This is a genomic window from Kitasatospora sp. NPDC093102, assembly GCF_040683915.1.
In the GTDB taxonomy this organism is placed as follows: domain Bacteria; phylum Actinomycetota; class Actinomycetes; order Streptomycetales; family Streptomycetaceae; genus Kitasatospora.
On the sequence record NZ_JBFBFA010000003.1, the window covers coordinates 215,645 to 231,066 of the forward strand.

15 protein-coding genes and 1 riboswitch are annotated in these 15,422 nt (G+C 71.8%); of the genes, 6 read left to right on the forward strand and 9 right to left on the reverse strand.

What is annotated here, in order from left to right; translation table 11 throughout:
* Positions 1–32 precede the first annotated feature (32 nt).
* The 3 genes from AB0O11_RS06650 (at position 33) to def (ending at position 3,289) form a co-directional block, all read left to right on the forward strand.
* A complete protein-coding gene (locus tag AB0O11_RS06650) occupies positions 33–1,313 on the forward strand; it encodes an HD domain-containing phosphohydrolase (protein ID WP_363382497.1) in 1,281 nt (426 codons plus the stop codon).
* A gap of 298 nt (positions 1,314–1,611) precedes the next feature.
* Positions 1,612–2,604, forward strand: coding sequence for a hypothetical protein (locus AB0O11_RS06655; RefSeq protein ID WP_224279740.1), 993 nt, complete (start codon positions 1,612–1,614; stop codon positions 2,602–2,604).
* A gap of 43 nt (positions 2,605–2,647) precedes the next feature.
* Positions 2,648–3,289, forward strand: coding sequence for a peptide deformylase (gene def, locus AB0O11_RS06660; protein WP_363382500.1), 642 nt, complete (start codon positions 2,648–2,650; stop codon positions 3,287–3,289).
* A gap of 115 nt (positions 3,290–3,404) precedes the next feature.
* Here the strand turns inward: def and AB0O11_RS06665 are convergent, their stop codons facing one another.
* Complete coding sequence (locus AB0O11_RS06665; protein WP_363382502.1) at positions 3,405–4,247, reverse strand: transcriptional regulator; 843 nt, start codon at positions 4,245–4,247, stop codon at positions 3,405–3,407.
* A gap of 268 nt (positions 4,248–4,515) precedes the next feature.
* Between AB0O11_RS06665 and AB0O11_RS06670 the strand changes: the two genes are divergently transcribed.
* Positions 4,516–5,595: a hypothetical protein gene (locus AB0O11_RS06670; RefSeq protein WP_363382504.1), complete on the forward strand. Its 1,080-nt coding sequence runs from the start codon at positions 4,516–4,518 to the stop codon at positions 5,593–5,595.
* A gap of 13 nt (positions 5,596–5,608) precedes the next feature.
* On the opposite strand, the gene AB0O11_RS06675 is transcribed toward AB0O11_RS06670, so the two are convergent.
* The 4 genes from AB0O11_RS06675 to AB0O11_RS06690 all read right to left on the reverse strand — a co-directional run bounded on the left by AB0O11_RS06675 (position 5,609) and on the right by AB0O11_RS06690 (position 7,413).
* Complete coding sequence (locus tag AB0O11_RS06675; RefSeq protein ID WP_363382506.1) at positions 5,609–6,019, reverse strand: hypothetical protein; 411 nt, start codon at positions 6,017–6,019, stop codon at positions 5,609–5,611.
* A gap of 77 nt (positions 6,020–6,096) precedes the next feature.
* The gene (locus tag AB0O11_RS06680) at positions 6,097–6,333 is read right to left on the reverse strand and encodes a DUF397 domain-containing protein (RefSeq protein WP_224279752.1); all 237 of its coding nucleotides are present in this window, start codon (positions 6,331–6,333) and stop codon (positions 6,097–6,099) included.
* A gap of 382 nt (positions 6,334–6,715) precedes the next feature.
* On the reverse strand, positions 6,716–6,985 hold the full coding sequence (locus AB0O11_RS06685; protein WP_363382508.1) for a hypothetical protein: 270 nt from the start codon (positions 6,983–6,985) through the stop codon (positions 6,716–6,718).
* On the reverse strand, positions 6,982–7,413 hold the full coding sequence (locus tag AB0O11_RS06690; RefSeq protein WP_363382511.1) for an ATP-binding protein: 432 nt from the start codon (positions 7,411–7,413) through the stop codon (positions 6,982–6,984). The genes AB0O11_RS06685 and AB0O11_RS06690 overlap by 4 nt, the downstream gene beginning before the upstream one ends.
* 232 nt (positions 7,414–7,645) lie before the next feature.
* Here AB0O11_RS06690 and AB0O11_RS06695 point away from each other — a divergent pair, with 232 nt between their 5' ends.
* A complete protein-coding gene (locus tag AB0O11_RS06695; RefSeq protein WP_363382514.1) occupies positions 7,646–8,497 on the forward strand; it encodes a helix-turn-helix transcriptional regulator in 852 nt (283 codons plus the stop codon).
* 11 nt (positions 8,498–8,508) lie between these two features.
* The gene (locus AB0O11_RS06700; protein WP_363382516.1) at positions 8,509–8,802 is read left to right on the forward strand and encodes a DUF397 domain-containing protein; all 294 of its coding nucleotides are present in this window, start codon (positions 8,509–8,511) and stop codon (positions 8,800–8,802) included.
* A 62-nt stretch (positions 8,803–8,864) separates the two neighbouring features.
* Here the strand turns inward: AB0O11_RS06700 and AB0O11_RS06705 are convergent, their stop codons facing one another.
* The 4 genes from AB0O11_RS06705 to AB0O11_RS06720 form a co-directional block, all read right to left on the reverse strand.
* On the reverse strand, positions 8,865–9,860 hold the full coding sequence (locus AB0O11_RS06705; RefSeq protein WP_224279777.1) for a ribonucleotide-diphosphate reductase subunit beta: 996 nt from the start codon (positions 9,858–9,860) through the stop codon (positions 8,865–8,867).
* 20 nt (positions 9,861–9,880) lie between these two features.
* Positions 9,881–12,286, reverse strand: coding sequence for a ribonucleoside-diphosphate reductase subunit alpha (locus tag AB0O11_RS06710; RefSeq protein WP_363382972.1), 2,406 nt, complete (start codon positions 12,284–12,286; stop codon positions 9,881–9,883).
* A gap of 192 nt (positions 12,287–12,478) precedes the next feature.
* Positions 12,479–12,638, reverse strand: a riboswitch (cobalamin riboswitch).
* A 46-nt stretch (positions 12,639–12,684) separates the two neighbouring features.
* Positions 12,685–14,343: a glycosyltransferase family 39 protein gene (locus AB0O11_RS06715; protein ID WP_363382517.1), complete on the reverse strand. Its 1,659-nt coding sequence runs from the start codon at positions 14,341–14,343 to the stop codon at positions 12,685–12,687.
* A complete protein-coding gene (locus tag AB0O11_RS06720) occupies positions 14,340–15,422 on the reverse strand; it encodes a glycosyl hydrolase (protein WP_363382519.1) in 1,083 nt (360 codons plus the stop codon). Before AB0O11_RS06720 ends, AB0O11_RS06715 begins: the two co-directional genes overlap by 4 nt.

Sequence of the window (15,422 nt, forward strand, 5' to 3'; positions counted from 1 at the left end):
GCCGCACGCCCTGTGGGCGCACCGCGCGCGCGGTGCACGCGGCGGCCGCCGCGCTGCTGGTGCTCGCGCTGGGCGCGGTCGCGGTGCGCGGGGTCGCGGGGCCCAGGGTCGCGCTGGCGTTCACCGTGCTGATCGCGCTCGGCGAGTGCGTCCGGATCACCCTTCCGGGGGATCGGGAGCAGGCCCCGATCGGTGCGGCCGGCGCGCTGGCGTACGCCCTGCTCGGGCCGCTGCGCGGAGTGCCGACCGCGCACGGGACGCTCCAGGTGGTCGCGGTGACCGGGGCCGGCCTGCTGCTGGGCGGGCTGGCCGGTCTCGTCCTGCCGCGCCCCGTTCCGCCGGACGGTCCCGGGCACCCGCACCGCCGTCCGCCCTGGGCCGACCCGGCCCGCCGCGACGGCGCCGCCCGCCGGGTGCTCGCGGTCGGCTTCGCGGCCGCCGTCTTCCAGCCGCTCTACAACGGCGGCACGGTCGACCGCTTCTCCCCCGACGGCCCGGCGTACGGGGTGTTCCTGACCGCCGTCGCCGCGCTGGCCGCGCTCTGCGACGCGACCCTGGCGGCACTGCTGCGCCGCTCCGGCGGCGGGCTGCGGTTCCCGGCGGCGCTGGAGGACGAGCTGCGCTCGCTGTTCGGCATCGGCTCGGCGATCGTCGCCACCGGGATGCTGGTCAGCCTCGCGGCCGGCGAGGTCGGGCTGTGGGCGCTGCCGCTGTTCTGCACCCCGCTGCTGCTCGCCCAGGTGTCCTTCCGGCGCGCCGCCGCCGTGCGGGCCACCACCGGGCAGACCATCGCGAGCCTCGCCCGGGCCACCGAGCTGGCCGGCTACACCCCGCACGGGCACGCGCGCCGGGTCGCGGACACGGCGTGCGCGCTGGGCCGCGAGCTGGGTCTGGGCACCCGCGAGCTCGCCCTGCTGGAGTACGCCGCGCTGATGCACGACGTCGGCCAGCTGTCCCTGGTCGAACCGGTGCCGGACGGCGCCACCGCCCTGCTGCCCTGCGCCGAGCAGCAGCGGATCGCCCGCCTGGGCAGCGAGGTGATCAGCCGCACCGGGGTGCCCCGGCAGGTCGCCGAGCAGGTCGCCCGACTGGCCGACCCCGGCACCGGGGCAGCCCCCGGCGAGGGCCCGGTGCCGCTCGCGTCCCGGATCATCCGGGTCGCCAACGCCCACGACGACCTGCTCACGGCGGCCCGCGGCCGGGGCGTCGGCGAGGCGGTCGGGCGGCTGGAGGCGCTGGAGGCGCTGCGGCTGGGCCGCGGCCGGGTCTACGACGCCCGCGTGGTGGACGCCCTGGCCAGGGTGGGCGGATAGCCCGTCGCCGAGGGCGGGCCCGGGTGCGCGGGGCTCGCTCAGCACGGGCCCGCCGCCGCCTTCGCGGCGCCCGGGAACCGGCTCCCGGACGCCAGGGGTTGAGCGGGCGGGATCGGGCAGGCAGGCTGGGGAGGGGCGGGCCCCAACCTCGGCGGTGGGGAGCGCGGGCGGGGGCGGGCGTGGTTGGATGCGGTCGTAGCGTGGAACACCGACCCGGGACACCGGGCCCGAACGCCGTCCGAGGCGGGACGGGCACGGTGGCACGGGACTTGAGCGGACGACGACGGCAGGGACGAACGTGAGGATCTTCCACCGGGCACGGCACCGGCCGTCCGCCACCTGGCGGCAGACGACCGACCGGGCCTTCACGCTGATCGGCGACGGCCGCTACGAGGACGCCGGCGCGCTGCTGGTGATGGCCGCCGACCTGGAGCCGTGGCTCTCCGACTCCTGGTTCAACCTCGCCCTGCTGCACAAGTTCCGCCGGGACTGGGAGCAGGCCCGCTCGGCCGGCCTGCGCGCCGTCGCCCTGTTGGACCGCGAGCACGGCGCCCCGGACTGGTGGAACCTCGGCATCACCGCCACCGCCCTCCAGGACTGGCCGCTGGCCCGCCGCGCCTGGCAGGCGTACGGGCTGAAGCTGCCGGGAGGCCCCGGCGGGCAGCCGGACGGCCCGGTCAGCCTGGACCTCGGCACCACCCCGGTGCGGCTCTCCCCGGACGGCGAGTCCGAGGTGGTCTGGGGCCGCCGGCTGGATCCGGCCCGGATCGAGGTGCTGTCCATCCCGCTGCCCTCCTCCGGCCGCCGCTGGGGCGAGGTGGTGCTGCACGACGGCGCCCCGCACGGCGAGCGGGTCACCGACGGCGTCGCCTACCCGGTGTTCGACGAGATCGAGCTGTGGGCGCCCTCCCCGGTGCCGACCTACGTGGTGCTGCTCCAGGCCGCCACCGCCGGGGACCGGGACGCGCTGGAACGGCTGGTCGCCGACGCCGGCTACGCGGCCGAGGACTGGACCTCCTCGGTGCGGCTGCTGTGCCGCGCCTGCTCGGAGAGCCGGATGGCCTCCGACGACGGCGTCGCCGCCCACCACGACCCGCACGACGACGGCGACGCCGCCCACCCCGGCCACCTCAGCCACCTCAGCCAGGGCGGCGCGGCCGGGATGTCCTGGCTGGTCGAGCGCGAGTGCGGGATCGCCGCCCCGGCCCACCTCGTGCGCACCCTGCTGGACCGCTGGGTCGCGGCGGCCCCGGGAAGTCGGGCTTACCGGGATCTCGAAGAAGTGTGCTGAGTACCCTGGTGAGGTAACGCGTAGACCTACGGAAGCGGAAGACATGGCGGAGCAGGCCGAGCAGCACGAGCACGAGCACGACGTGGAGGGGACGGCGCCCGAGACGCCCGTGAAGGTGATCGGCGAGGAGCCCGACCTCAGCAAGGGCACCGCGCGCCCGATCACCGTCTTCGGCAACCCGGTGCTGCACCGAGAGGTCAAGGACGTCACCGCCTTCGACGGCGAGCTGTCCGGGCTGATCGACGACATGTTCCAGTCCATGTACGCCGCCGAGGGCGTCGGCCTCGCCGCCAACCAGATCGGCGTCGACCTCAAGGTCTTCGTCTACGACTGCCCGGACGACGAGGGCGTGCGCCACATCGGCCACGTGATCAACCCCGTGCTGGAGGAGTACCCGGCCGACCGTCGCCGCGTCCTCGACGACGGCAACGAGGGCTGCCTCTCCGTCCCCACCGCCTACGCCGAGCTGGCCCGCCCGGACTACGCCGCGGTCACCGGCGTCGACAAGGACGGCAAGCCGATACGCGTCGAGGGCACCGGCTTCTTCGCCCGCTGCCTCCAGCACGAGACCGACCACCTCTACGGCACCCTCTACATCGACAAGCTGTCGAAGCGGGACCGCAAGGACGCCCTGCGGCAGATGGCCGAGGGCACCCCGAAGTACGCAACCGTGCCGAACGAGTAAGGACCGACCCCGAGTCGGCAGGGCCGGTACGGAAGTTCCGTACCGGCCCTGTGCGTTGTCCGCTCCGGCACGGGGCAGCCGTGCCGGACGCGAGGGATCAGGAACGGCCCGGGGATCAGGAACGGCCGGTGGCCGCCGGTTCCGTGTCGAAGGCCCGGAAGAGCGAGAGGTCGGGGGTGCGGCCGCGGATGGCGGTCCAGGCCTCGTGGAAGTCGTGCCGCACCCGGGACGGCGGCCAGGGGGTGGGCCGCAGCTCCGGTGGGAGGAGCGGGTCGCACTCCAGGGCGTGGGTGAATGCCTCGGCCAGGCGCAGCGCGGCCGCGACCAGTTCGACGGGGTCGCGGTCGGGGCCGAGGGGCTCCTCTGCGAGCGCTTCGGCGAGCGGTCGGTAGGCCTCGACCGTCTCGGCCGGGGGCCAGAGGTGCTCCGCGGTGGCGGTGGGATCGGTGAAGCCCGGGCCGGTCAGGCGGGTGGCCTCCGCCGTGATCAGGTAGGTGCCGACGGTCCGTGCGGAGGCCTCGACGGTGAGTTCGTCGAGGAGGTCGTGGGGGCTGACGTAGGCGCCGGGCGCGAGCGGGACGGCGCCGAGCCGGGTCAGCGCGGTGCGCAGGGCGTCGCGTTCCGACCGGTGCCGTTCGGGGACGGAGAAGGTGTAGAGGCGCCAGAGGCCGTCCCAGGGGACGAGACCGGCGTCCTGGGCGTAGGCGAGCGCGACGAACCGGACGTCGGTGTCCGAGCGGAGCCTGCCCGCGTCGGTCAGGACGAGACGGCCCTTGCGGCCCCGCCCCTCCTGGCGCAGGATGCCGGCCGCCTCCAGCCGGCGGACGGCCAACCGGACCGGCTGGTCCGAGAGGCCGACCGCCGCGGCGACGTCGTAGACGTAGTCGAGTGCGGCCGTGCCCTGCGGGTCGAAGCAGGCCTCGACGACCGTTCGCGGTGCGGCTTTGTATGCGGACACGGGAGACCTCGGTTCTCGATCACGCGCCCCTGCGCGGGGCCGTCCGGTCAATCTGCCACACGGGAGCTCGGGCGCCTTCCCAGACGACCGCTCTCGTGCCGAGGGTCATCCGGAGCTCGGTCTCGGCGGGCTGGGCGCCGGTTTCTTTCATCGCGCATGCGACCGTAGCGGGTCCGATATATTTCGGCGGCCGGGGAGGAGTCGGCTCCCTTGTCGGAGGTCGGGCCTAGGGTGGCCGACAAGATCATCGGGTGGTGGGGGTGCGGCGGTGAGCTGGTGGAACAGGAAGCCCGGCGAGGAGCGGGTGCGGTGGGTGCTCGACCCGCTGGTGGGGGTCGGGCCGCTGCGGTTCGGGATGAGTCCCGGGCACGTCGAGGCCGCCCTGGGAGGGGAGGTCGCCGGGATCACGCAGGGACCGGAAGGCGTGGGCCCCCGGCAGTGCTACCGCGACCTCGGGGTGACCGCGATCTACGGGTCGGAGTCGCGGTTGGTCGCAGTGGCGGTCGACGCGATGTCCGGACCGCTGGTACTGCTACGGGGTATCGAGCTGATCGCCCGGGTTCCGTCGGAGGTTCGTGCGGACCTCCACGAACTCGCCCGCCAGGACGGGGCATCGATACGGGTGAACCGGAGCGGTGACCCGGAGGTGGCCGCATGGGGAGTGTCCATGGGGGCCGAGCAGGAGTGGGGGGTGGCGCCCGAAGGGTACGTGGAGCGGAGGAGCGGAGCGATCACCGATGTCCTGCTGGTCGGCCCCGAACTGGCCGAGGACCCCTACGGGCCGGGGCCGGTGAGCGATTGGTCGGGCGTCCGCGCGGGGGAGATGCACTCCGGGACGTGGCAGGTGACGCCGGACGAGGACCGGCCCCGCTGGGACTGCACCCCGTTGGAGGGCGTGGGCCCGCTTCGGTTCGGGATGAGCCCGTCGCAGGTGGCGGCCGCCCTGTACGGCGAAGTACCGGCCGTGCGCCGCGGCTCCCACCCTTGGGCCGCACCCTGGCCGCAGGCCGCACAGTGGACCCTGAGCGCAGACGTCTTCGACGAGACCGGGGTGACCGCCCACTACGGCGGCCGGCTGGGCGCCCCCGTCCTCGCGGCGGTGACCCTGCACGGGCGTACCGGGCCCCAGGTCGAGTTCGAAGGCATCCGGCTGATCGGCCGGTCGGTCTCCGATGTCGACGCGGCCATCACCCGCTACGTCGAGGAACGAGACCTGCACCTGCGCCTCACCTGCGCCGGGGACCAGGGGCCGGACGGAAGCAACATGTACGTCCGGGCGACCAGGGCCGGGGACACCATGCTCAGCGAGGCCCGCTTCTGCGCACCGGACTGGGACGAGCACGACTGAGGGCGGGGCGGGGCTACCGTGCCGGCCCCCAGGGGGCGGCCGGGCAGGGGACGTCGGTCCAAAAGCGGTTGGGGCACACGATCATGTAGTGGCCGGACCAACGGCTGTCGGAGACCCATCGGGACCACACCACGTCGGAGTGATCGGCCAGTTGGTCGAGCGCGTGCTGTCGGCGGGTGGAGAGCGGGAGCCAGGGGTCTCCGCCGGGCGTGTGCTCCGCGTAGCGTTGTACGAGCCAGTCGGCCGCATCGGCCGGTGTTGACCAGGTGCTCCGGACCTGGGCGGCGGGCCGCAGCAGCCACCAGCCTGTCATCAGAGGTGGCAGGCCGGAGTGGCTGAATTGTGCACGGTCGATCGGCCGGCGCTCGGATTCCTTCGCCAGAAGCCGGCCGTCGCCGGCCCATTCGTAACCGTGGAAGTGCAACTGTGCTGCTCCTCGGTGTGGTTGGTGCCCCGGCCGCCCGCACGGGATTGCGGGCGGCCAGGGTGGTTCGGGGGATGTCAGGCGCGCAGGCCGAACCGAGCCGGGTCGATCCCGGCGTTGGTCAGCTCCTCGGCGGTGAAGAGCAGGGGCTCGCGGTCGGGACGCTTGCTGTCGCCGAGGGCGAAGACGCCGTGCTGCACCAGGCCGAGGGTCACGCACGACTCGCCGTCGTCGCCCCCGCCCTGGTTGCCGCCGCACGCGCGGTTGAACTCGACTCGGGAGAGGTCGAGTTCGTACAGGTTGTGATCGGTCATCGTCTGCACCTTTCGGTATCGCTTCGGGGCGGCATGGAACGGCCCCGCCCCGCCCAGGACCTGGGCGGAAGAATGAGGGGAAGAGGTCGGCCCGGCAGCGCCAGAGGCCGATGCGGTGGTGAGCCGGCCGGCAGGCAAAGGTCCAACGCCCAGGTGGTCCCACCGAACCCGTGCACGGGAAGTCGGGCCGGCCGACTTCCTGTGTCGTGAGGCCCAAACGGATCTGGCGGCTGATGGGTCTTGTGCGACTTGTGCGGCGGCGTGACGGCTCTGCGCGCCACGGCCTTGGCCTCCTTGCCGGAAGCCGGCCGAAGCTCCCGCAGCGCTGCCCCGATTCCGGTAGTCCCTGCCCGGCGTGAACGCCGGTCGGGGGAGCGGGAGTTCAGGGCTGGCTGGTGATGGTGATCAGGTGGGAGGTCCAGTCGGTCATCTCGCCGACGTAGAGGGTGGTGCTCCAGGTGTTGTTACGGCTGAGGCAGCGGGCGACGCCCTCGCCGCCGCCGGGGCCGATGCAGATCCGGATGAAGTCCCGGTGGGCCTCGCGGATGGGGAGTTCGCGCACGCGCTCCCAGAGGACGGGGAGGGCGTGGTCGACGCTGGGGAAGTCGGTGGGGCGCATGATGCCGACGATCCCGGCCCGGACGGCGCTCACGCGGCGCCCGCCTCGGGGGAGATGTGGCACCAGACGAACTTCCCGATCCCGCCCTCGCGCGGGCAGCAGCCCCACTGGGTGGCCAACTCCTGCACGAGGAACAGGCCTCGGCCGGTCTCGGAGGAGGTGGAGATGGGGCGGGGCGTGGGCTTCTCACCGTCGGCGTCGTGCACCTCGATGCGGAGGGTGCCGTCCGGGGAGAGCTGGAAGTGGACGAGGATGTGCCGGTCGCGCGGGGCGCGGCAGTGCTGGATGGCGTTGGTGACCAGCTCGCTGACCAGCAACTCGCCGGTCGGGAGGAGGAGTTCGCCCGCGGGGTGGGGGAGGAGGAAGTCGTGGAGCTTCCGGCGGGCGGTTCGGGCGGACTTTCGGTGCCGGGTGAGTCGGCAGGTCTGCTCGACGGGGGAAGGGAAGACGGCTTCAGACATGGCGGGGCCACCTCCGGTGGTGCGGGGTGAAGACGGCTGAAGAAGGCATGGGGATGCCAGGCGACCAGCTCGCATGATCACGATGTGTCGACTGGCTGGATACGTTGAGTAGCATGCTCCTGGTGGCTTCTAAAGTGCAAGTCCCCACTTTGGAAGTGATCAAAGATTGTTGTCGGTGCCGGGGGAGGGCAGACTGGCAGCTCACGGAAGTGGGGAGGTCGCGGCGGTGCCCGTGAACAAGAACCCGACGGTTCGGCAGCGAAGGCTGGCCCGAACGCTCAAAGAACTGCGAACAGGCGCTGATCTGACGATTGCCCAGTCGGCTCGACAACTTGCCTGCGCCGAGAGCAAGATCAGCCGTATCGAGGCAGCTCAGTCGGGCATTCGGTTGGTGGATCTCCGGCTGCTGCTCGACTTGTACGGGGTGGCGGATCCAACGGTTCGGGGTCGGTTGGAGGCCTTGGCGCGCGAAGGCCGCCTGCGCGGCTGGTGGGATCGATACTCGGACACGCTGTCGCCGCTCTACGCCGACTTCATCGCACTGGAATCCGATGCGTCAGACATGTACAGCATCCAGACGTTCCTGGTGCCGGGCCTGCTACAGACGGAGGACTACACGCGTGCGGTGGTCCGTGCGCAGATAGAGGATGCGACTTCGGAGCAGGTCGAGCGACTGACGAAGGTCCGTCAGGAACGGCGCGCTGTGCTGGCGCGGGAGGCACCGCTTCGGATGTGGGTCGTCTTGTCGGAATCCGTACTGAAGCACCGGATCGGCGGCTGCTCGGTCATGCGGGAGCAACTCGACTTCCTGGTGGTGAGTGCCGAACAGCCGAACATCAACATCCGGATCCTGCCGGAGGAGTCGGACGTTCATGCTGCGTTGTTCGGGCCTGTCGCCATCCTGAGCTTCCCCGAGGCGACAGAAACGGACGTTGTGTACGTCGACAGTCTGCTCAGCACGCTCTACATCGAGGAGCCGGAGGAAGTGTTCAAGTACACCAACCTGTTCCGCCGTGCACTGGCGGAGTCGCTGCCGCGTACCGAATCGATCGCACTCATCGAGCGTGCAAAGGACAAGATCTAGAAATGGTGAGTATGTTCCTGCCGTCCGCTTCTGCTGTCGGACTTGAGTGGCGTAAGTCGTCCTACTCGGGCGCGCAGAGCGACTGCATCGAGGTAGCCGACGTCGTGGCCGTCCCCGAACGTGAGTGGCGCAAGAGCAGCTATAGCGCCCAGGCGAACGAGTGCGTGGAGACCCGGCTGTTGATGGTGGGCGGGATGGCTGTTCGGGACTCGAAGGAGCCGGGTGGGCCGGCGCTGCTCTTCCCGGCGTATGCCTGGTCCTCGTTCCTCGTCGGGGTCAAGTCCGGGGAGTTTCCGACCGACTGAAACAACAGTGGTGCCCCGCACGGGCTGTGGCCGTGCGGGGCACCACTGTGTCCGTACTTCTTTTAGAAGTCGTCGTCGAAGGCGACCGAGCCCTCGACGGCCACCTGGTACGCCGACACGCGACGCTCGAAGAAGTTGGTCAGCTCCTGGACGTTCTGGAGCTCCATGAAGCCGAACGGGTTGGCCGAGCCGTACCGGATCGGCAGGCCGAGCCGCGCGAGGCGCTGGTCGGCCACAGCCTGGAGGTACTCGCGCATCGAGGCGGTGTTCATGCCGGGCAGGCCGTCACCGCACAGGTCCTGTGCGAACTGGAGCTCGGCCTCGACGGCCTCCTCCAGCATCTCCGTGACCTGCTTGGCCATCTCGTCGTCGAAGAGGTCGGGCTCCTCCTCGCGCACGGTGTCGACGACCGACATCGCGAAGTCCATGTGCATGGACTCGTCGCGGAACACCCAGTTGGTGCCGGTGGCCAGGCCGTGCAGCAGACCGCGCGACCGGAACCAGTACACGTACGCGAACGCGCCGTAGAAGAACAGGCCTTCGACACACGCCGCGAAGCAGATCAGGTTCAGGAGGAAAGCGCGGCGGTCCTCCTTCGTCTGCAGCGAGTCGATGTGGTCGACCGCGTTCATGTACTTGAAGCAGAACTGGGCCTTCTGGCGGATGGAGGGGATGTTCTCCACCGCGGCGAAGGCCGCGTTGCGGTCCTCCGGGTCGGGCAGGTAGGTGTCCAGCAGCGTCAGGTAGAACTGGACGTGCACGGCCTCCTCGAACAGCTGCCGACTCAGGTACAGCCGCGCCTCAGGGGAGTTGATGTGCTTGTAGAGGCTCAGCACCACGTTGTTGGAGACGATCGAGTCGCCCGTGGCGAAGAACGCGACCAGCCGGCCGATCAGGTGGCGCTCGCCCTCACTGAGCTTCGCCAGGTCGGCGACGTCGGAGTGCAGGTCCACCTCCTCGACGGTCCAGGTGTTCTTGATCGCGTCGCGGTACCGGTCGTAGAACGACGGGTAGCGCATCGGGCGCAGGGTCAGCTCGAAGCCGGGGTCGAGCAGCATCTTGCGGTCTTCAGGGGTGCTCACTGGCAGGCCTCGCAGGACTCGGGGTTCTCCAGGGAGCAGGCGATGGCGGCTTCCTGCTCCGGGGTGAGGGAGGGGGTGTTCACGGGCACCGGCGCGGCGGCACGGGCGGCACCCGGCGCGGCCTGGGCGATGCGGGTGGCCGGGCGCGAACGCAGGTAGTAGGTGGTCTTCAGACCGACCTTCCACGCGTAGGCGTACATCGAGCTGAGCTTGCCGATGGTCGGCGCCGCCATGAACAGGTTCAGGGACTGGCTCTGGTCCAGGTACGGCATGCGGGCGGCGGCCAGGTCGATCAGCGCGCGCTGCGGCAGCTCCCAGGCCGTCCGGTACAGCGAACGCACCTCGGACGGCAGCCAGTTCAGCTCCTGGACGGACCCGTTGGCGTCGCGCAGGGCGTCGCGGGTCTGCTGGTCCCAGACGCCGAGCTCCTTGAGCTCGCGCACCAGGTACGGGTTGACCTGGAGGAACTCGCCGGACAGCGTCTCGCGCTTGAACAGGTTGGACACCTGCGGCTCGATGCACTCGTACACGCCGGCGATGGACGCGATGGTCGCGGTCGGCGCGATGGCCAGCAGCAGCGAGTTGCGCAGGCCGGTCTCGGCGATCCGGGCGCGCAGCGCCGTCCAGCGGTCGGCCCACTGCGGGGCGGCGCTCGCGAAGTGGTCGATGTGCAGCTCGCCGCGGGCGGCGCGGGTCTCGCCGTACGCCTCGTGGCGGCCGAGCTGCTCGGCCAGGTCGGCGGAGCGCTCGTACGCGGTGAGCATGATGCGCTCGGCGATCAGCGTGGACAGCTGCTTCGCCTCGGCGGAGTCGAAGTCGATGCGCAGCTTGAAGAAGACGTCCTGGAGGCCCATCACGCCGAGGCCGACCGGCCGCCAGCGGGAGTTGGACGTCCCGGCCTCGGTGGTCGGGTAGAAGTTGATGTCCACCACACGGTCGAGGAAGGTCACGGCGGTGCGCACGGTGGCGTCCAGCCGCTCCCAGTCCATGGCGTTGATCAGGTCATCGGCACGGGCATCAAGAGCCACGTGGGCGCCGAGGTTGACCGAGCCCAGGTTGCAGACGGCGGTCTCGGAGTCGTCCGTGACCTCCAGGATCTCCGTGCACAGGTTGGAGGAGTGCACGGTGCGGCCCGGCAGCGCGGTCTGGTTGGCGGCGCGGTTGGAGGCGTCCTTGAAAGTCATCCAGCCGTTGCCGGTCTGCGCGAGGGTGCGCATCATACGGGCGTACAGGGTCTGCGCCGGGATGGTGCGGACGGCCTTGCCGGCCAGCTCGGCCTTGCGGTACGCCTCGTCGAAGTCGGCGCCCCACAGATCGACCAGCTCCGGCACGTCGGCCGGGGAGAACAGCGACCAGTCCTCGTTGGCGTTGACCCGGCGCATGAACTCGTCCGGGATCCAGTGCGCCAGGTTGAGGTTGTGGGTGCGGCGCGCCTCCTCGCCGGTGTTGTCGCGGAGCTCCAGGAACTCCTCGATGTCGGCGTGCCAGGTCTCCAGGTAGACGCAGGCCGCGCCCTTGCGGCGGCCGCCCTGGTTGACGGCGGCGACCGAGGAGTCGAGGGTGCGCAGGAACGGCACGATGCCGTTGGACTTGCCGTTGGTGCCGCGGATCAGGCTGCCGCGCGAGCGGATGCGCGAGTAGGACAGGCCGATGCCGCCGGCGTGCTTGGACAGCCGGGCGATCTGCGCGTAGCGGTTGTAGATCGAGTCCAGGTTGTCCAGCGGGGAGTCGAGCAGGTAGCAGCTCGACATCTGCGGGTGGCGGGTGCCGGAGTTGAAGAGCGTCGGCGAGGAGGTCAGGTACTCCAGGCGGCTCATCAGGCCGTACAGCTCGGCCACCTCGCGCACCGACTGCTCGCTGTCGCCGACCGCCAGGCCGCAGGCGACGCGGAGCAGGAAGTGCTGCGGGGTCTCGATCACCTTGCGGGTGATCGGGTGGCGCAGCAGGTAGCGGGACTGCACGGTGCGCAGGCCGAAGTACTCGAAGCGGTCGTCGCCCGCGGCGTCGACCAGCCCGTCCAGGGCGGCGGCGTGCTTGGCGACGAAGGCCGCGGTGGTGTCGCCGATCAGGCCCTCGGCGTGGCCGACGGCGATCGAGGCGGAGAAGGACACCGAGCCCTGGCTGGTCGCCTCGTCGACGATCTCCAGCGCGAGCAGGCGGGCGGCCAGCTTCGAGTACTGGGGGTCCTCGGCGATCATCGACGCGGCGGCGTCCACGGCCAGCCCGCGCAGCTCGGCGAAGTCCGAGCCGGCGTGGCGGCCGCGCAGCGCGGCGGCGGCGACATGGCCGGGGTCCACCTCGGTGAGGTCGGTGCTGCGGTCGGTGAGCAGCCGCAGCAGGGCGCCGCCGGGGTCGGAGACCGTCGGGTCGGTGAAGGCGGTACCGGAGCCCTGGGCGGGCAGGGTGGCTGAGGCGGCGATGGTCAAGGCGCTCTCTCCTGGCGGCGATCGGCGGCGGTGATCGGGGGCACCGGGCCGATCTGGGCAGGGGAGCACGGCGCGAACGCAGACGGCGTCGCGCGACGGTGACTCCCCGGCCCGCCCGCGAGGCCCGGAGGGGGTACTGCTGGTGCCGGCGCGGCCTCTGCGGGAGGGCCGTGGCGCACACTGTTCGGCAGGTCATCGGACTCGCGGGTACGGCTGCTGGAGCCGCCCGCACACCGCTGCGGGGCAGTCCCGGATTCGCACCGGGTTCCCCTGCATCGACAGCAGGAGTGAGCATACATGTAGTGCCGCCGGACTGCGGCGGCACCATATGTTGTGCCTGTCGTGTCGCGGATGTGCGTAGGCCGGGCGGCCGGTCAGTGCTTGAGATAGACCTTGTACGTACTCGAATCGCCGGTCGGCGACGTGAATTGGGCGACCAGCCGGTAGTGCCCGGCGACGGCCAGGGCCTCGCTCAGGGCCCGGTCGGTGGCCCTCGGCGCGGTGCTGTCGAGGACGACCATCGTGAACCAGCCGTCCCGGATCGCGGCCACGCTGCCGTCGTCGCCGTGATGCTCGACCCCGGCCCCGTCGCGGTACTCCGTGCCGGTGCGCGCGGAGACCCACTGCTCGGGCTTGGAGACGCTGCCGAGGTAGTACTCGGCGAGTCCGTCGACCTCGGTGAGGTAGCGGCCCTGGGGCTGCGTGTGGGCCCGCAGGACGGCCAGCAGGCGGCCGGAGTCGGGCCCGTTCTGGTAGCGCAGGGCGGACTGCTCCAGGCCGAGGGCGAGCAGGGCGACCCAGACCAGGATGCCCAGCTGGGGATGGCGGAAGTGGGCACCGACCAGCCGGGTCAGGCCGACCCCGGCGAGCGGGGCGGCGAGCAGCATGCCGTAGCCGAGGTGGCGGAACAACGCGCCGGAGGTGCCGGTCCACAGGTGGGCGGCGGGGATCAGCAGGGCCGTGACGGTCAGGGTGGCCCCGAGCAGGGCGCGCCGGCTCCGGGAGGTGGGGACGGCGTCCTTCTCCGGTGCGTCGTGCTCGTTCATCTGCTCGCGGCGCGCGTAGGCGATGGTGCCGGCCACCGCGAGGACGGTGAACAGGCCGGCCCACTGGAGCGTGCCGAGCAGGATCGAGCCGGTGGAGCCGGGGGCGTTGCCCTGCGAGGGCGACCATCCGGCGACCTTGCCCAGGGTGCCGAACGGCAGCAGCAGGACGAGGGTGCCGAGGGCCGCCAGCAGCGCGCGCACGGCGGCCGGGCCGGCCCGATGGTACGGCCGGGCGCAGGCGAAGGCGAGAGCGACCAGCGCGGGGACGGCGAAGGCCGCGGAGTAGGCCACGGCGCAGGCCAGTGCCGTGGGTGGGGCGGCGAGCAGGGCCATGGCCGGGTGGCGGCGGGCGGTGAACACCGTGGTCCAGGCCGCGACGGCGACCAGCAGGACGGCGAGGGACTCGGGCGCGGCGTAGAAGCCGACCACGACGGTGGACTGGAGGACGGCGTACACGGCTATGGCGCAGATGGCGACCCGCTCGTTGAACAGCCGCCTGGTCAGCGAGTACAGCAGCACCGTGGTCAGCAGCGCGAAGCCGAGGCTGAGCAGCCGGGTGCCCCAGATGCCGTTGGCGTCGGCGGCGGCGCCGGCCAGCGGCGGGTAGAGCCAGGGCGAGCCGTGCACCCGGTCGACCAGGTCGGTGGTGACCGGGGTGCCGTGCAGCAGGTGGGCCAGCTGCTGGCGCCCGACGACCATGGCGGCCGCCTCCTCGGGGTGCGCGGCGGCCAGCAGGCGCAGCGAGAGTGCGGCCTGGACGGTCAGGACGGCGCCCAGCAGGCCGCGGGCGATCCAGCGGCGGCGGGGGCTGGGGCCCGGGTCCCAGCCGATCGCGGGGACCTGCGGGATGGTGTACGGGGCCAGCTCGACGCCGTCGGGGTTGTCGACGGGCACGGGCGTACGGGGCTCCGGGCCGTCCGGCGGGGGGACGTCCGACACCGGGCCGGCGGGGTGCTTCGGGGTGGGGGAGAGGTCGCTGGTCATCATGGGTTCCGGATGTCGAAGCCGTAGCGGGGGGCGGACACCCGCTTCTTGAAGGCGGCGAGGGTGTCCGGAACGGTCTCGACCCGCCAGTCCGCCCGCTTGATCATGTTGAACCAGATGAAGCCGACGATGTCGTCGTGCGCCTCCATCCCGGAGAACAGCTGGTCGACGAAGGCCTGTTGGTGCCTGCCCTGCTCGGCGGCGGTCTCGCTGATGAAGAAGGGCTTGTTGCAGAAGGTGCGGATCTCGGCCATGGTCGGGCCGTACAGGGCCTCGAAGGTCTTGGGGCCGTCGTTGGTGAAGTAGCCGGTCATGCCGGCCCAGTCGACGTAGGTGTCGCCGGGGTAGTACGGCGCCAGGCGGGTGTTGGGCGCGGGGACGGTGATGTTGGGGCTCCAGACCCAGATCACGTTGGTGGCGCCGGCCTGGTCGAAGAGGTCGTGGACGTGGCGCCAGGCGGCCACGAAGTCCTGGGGGCTGGCGGCCTGGCGGCCCCACGGGTACCAGTCGCCGTTCATCTCGTGCGCGATGCTGATGGCGATCGGCAGGTTGAGCTTGGCGACGGCCTTGGCGACGCCGCGCACGTAGTCGTCGGTGTCGCCGGCCGCGATCGCGGCGAGCGAGGGCTCGTGCGGCTCCCAGGCCATGAAGGGCAGCGCGCCGGCCTCGTGGATCCGGCGCGCGCCGGCGGTGTCGAAGCCGCCCTTCCAATGGGCGTAGAACTCCAGGACGTTGGGCTGCTTGCCGATCGCGCCGCCGTAGCCGGGCAGCGCGTCCATCGTGGCGGGCACGCCGGGCAGGGCGGTGCCGAGGTACTTGTTCTTCGGCTTGAGCAGCGGCGTGACGTCGTACGGGACGCCGGCCGGCAGGGCCTTGGGCTGGGCGGCCTGCGTCGGCACCGCGGCGGCGGGGGGCGCGCCCGGGGTGCTGGCGGCGGCCGGGGCGGGCGCGGCGACGTCCTGCTGCATCGCGAAGCCCGGGTCCTCCGGGCCGCAGGCGGTGAGGAGCAGCAACCCGGCGGTCAGCAGCGGGAGCGCCAGCCGGCGACGGAGCCGGCCGGCCCGCCGGAGGTGGGCGGTCAT

Bases quoted from the DNA above. Each gene is read 5' to 3' on its own strand.
- AB0O11_RS06700 (WP_363382516.1), top strand. From the start codon at position 8,509: ATGTTCCTGCCGTCCGCTTCTGCTGTCGGACTTGAGTGGCGTAAGTCG.
- AB0O11_RS06705 (WP_224279777.1), bottom strand. From the start codon at position 9,860: ATGCTGCTCGACCCCGGCTTCGAGCTGACCCTGCGCCCGATGCGCTAC.
- AB0O11_RS06690 (WP_363382511.1), bottom strand. From the start codon at position 7,413: ATGTCTGAAGCCGTCTTCCCTTCCCCCGTCGAGCAGACCTGCCGACTC.
- AB0O11_RS06680 (WP_224279752.1), bottom strand. From the start codon at position 6,333: ATGACCGATCACAACCTGTACGAACTCGACCTCTCCCGAGTCGAGTTC.
- AB0O11_RS06720 (WP_363382519.1), bottom strand. From the start codon at position 15,422: ATGACCGCCCACCTCCGGCGGGCCGGCCGGCTCCGTCGCCGGCTGGCG.
- def (WP_363382500.1), top strand. From the start codon at position 2,648: ATGGCGGAGCAGGCCGAGCAGCACGAGCACGAGCACGACGTGGAGGGG.
- AB0O11_RS06715 (WP_363382517.1), bottom strand. From the start codon at position 14,343: ATGATGACCAGCGACCTCTCCCCCACCCCGAAGCACCCCGCCGGCCCG.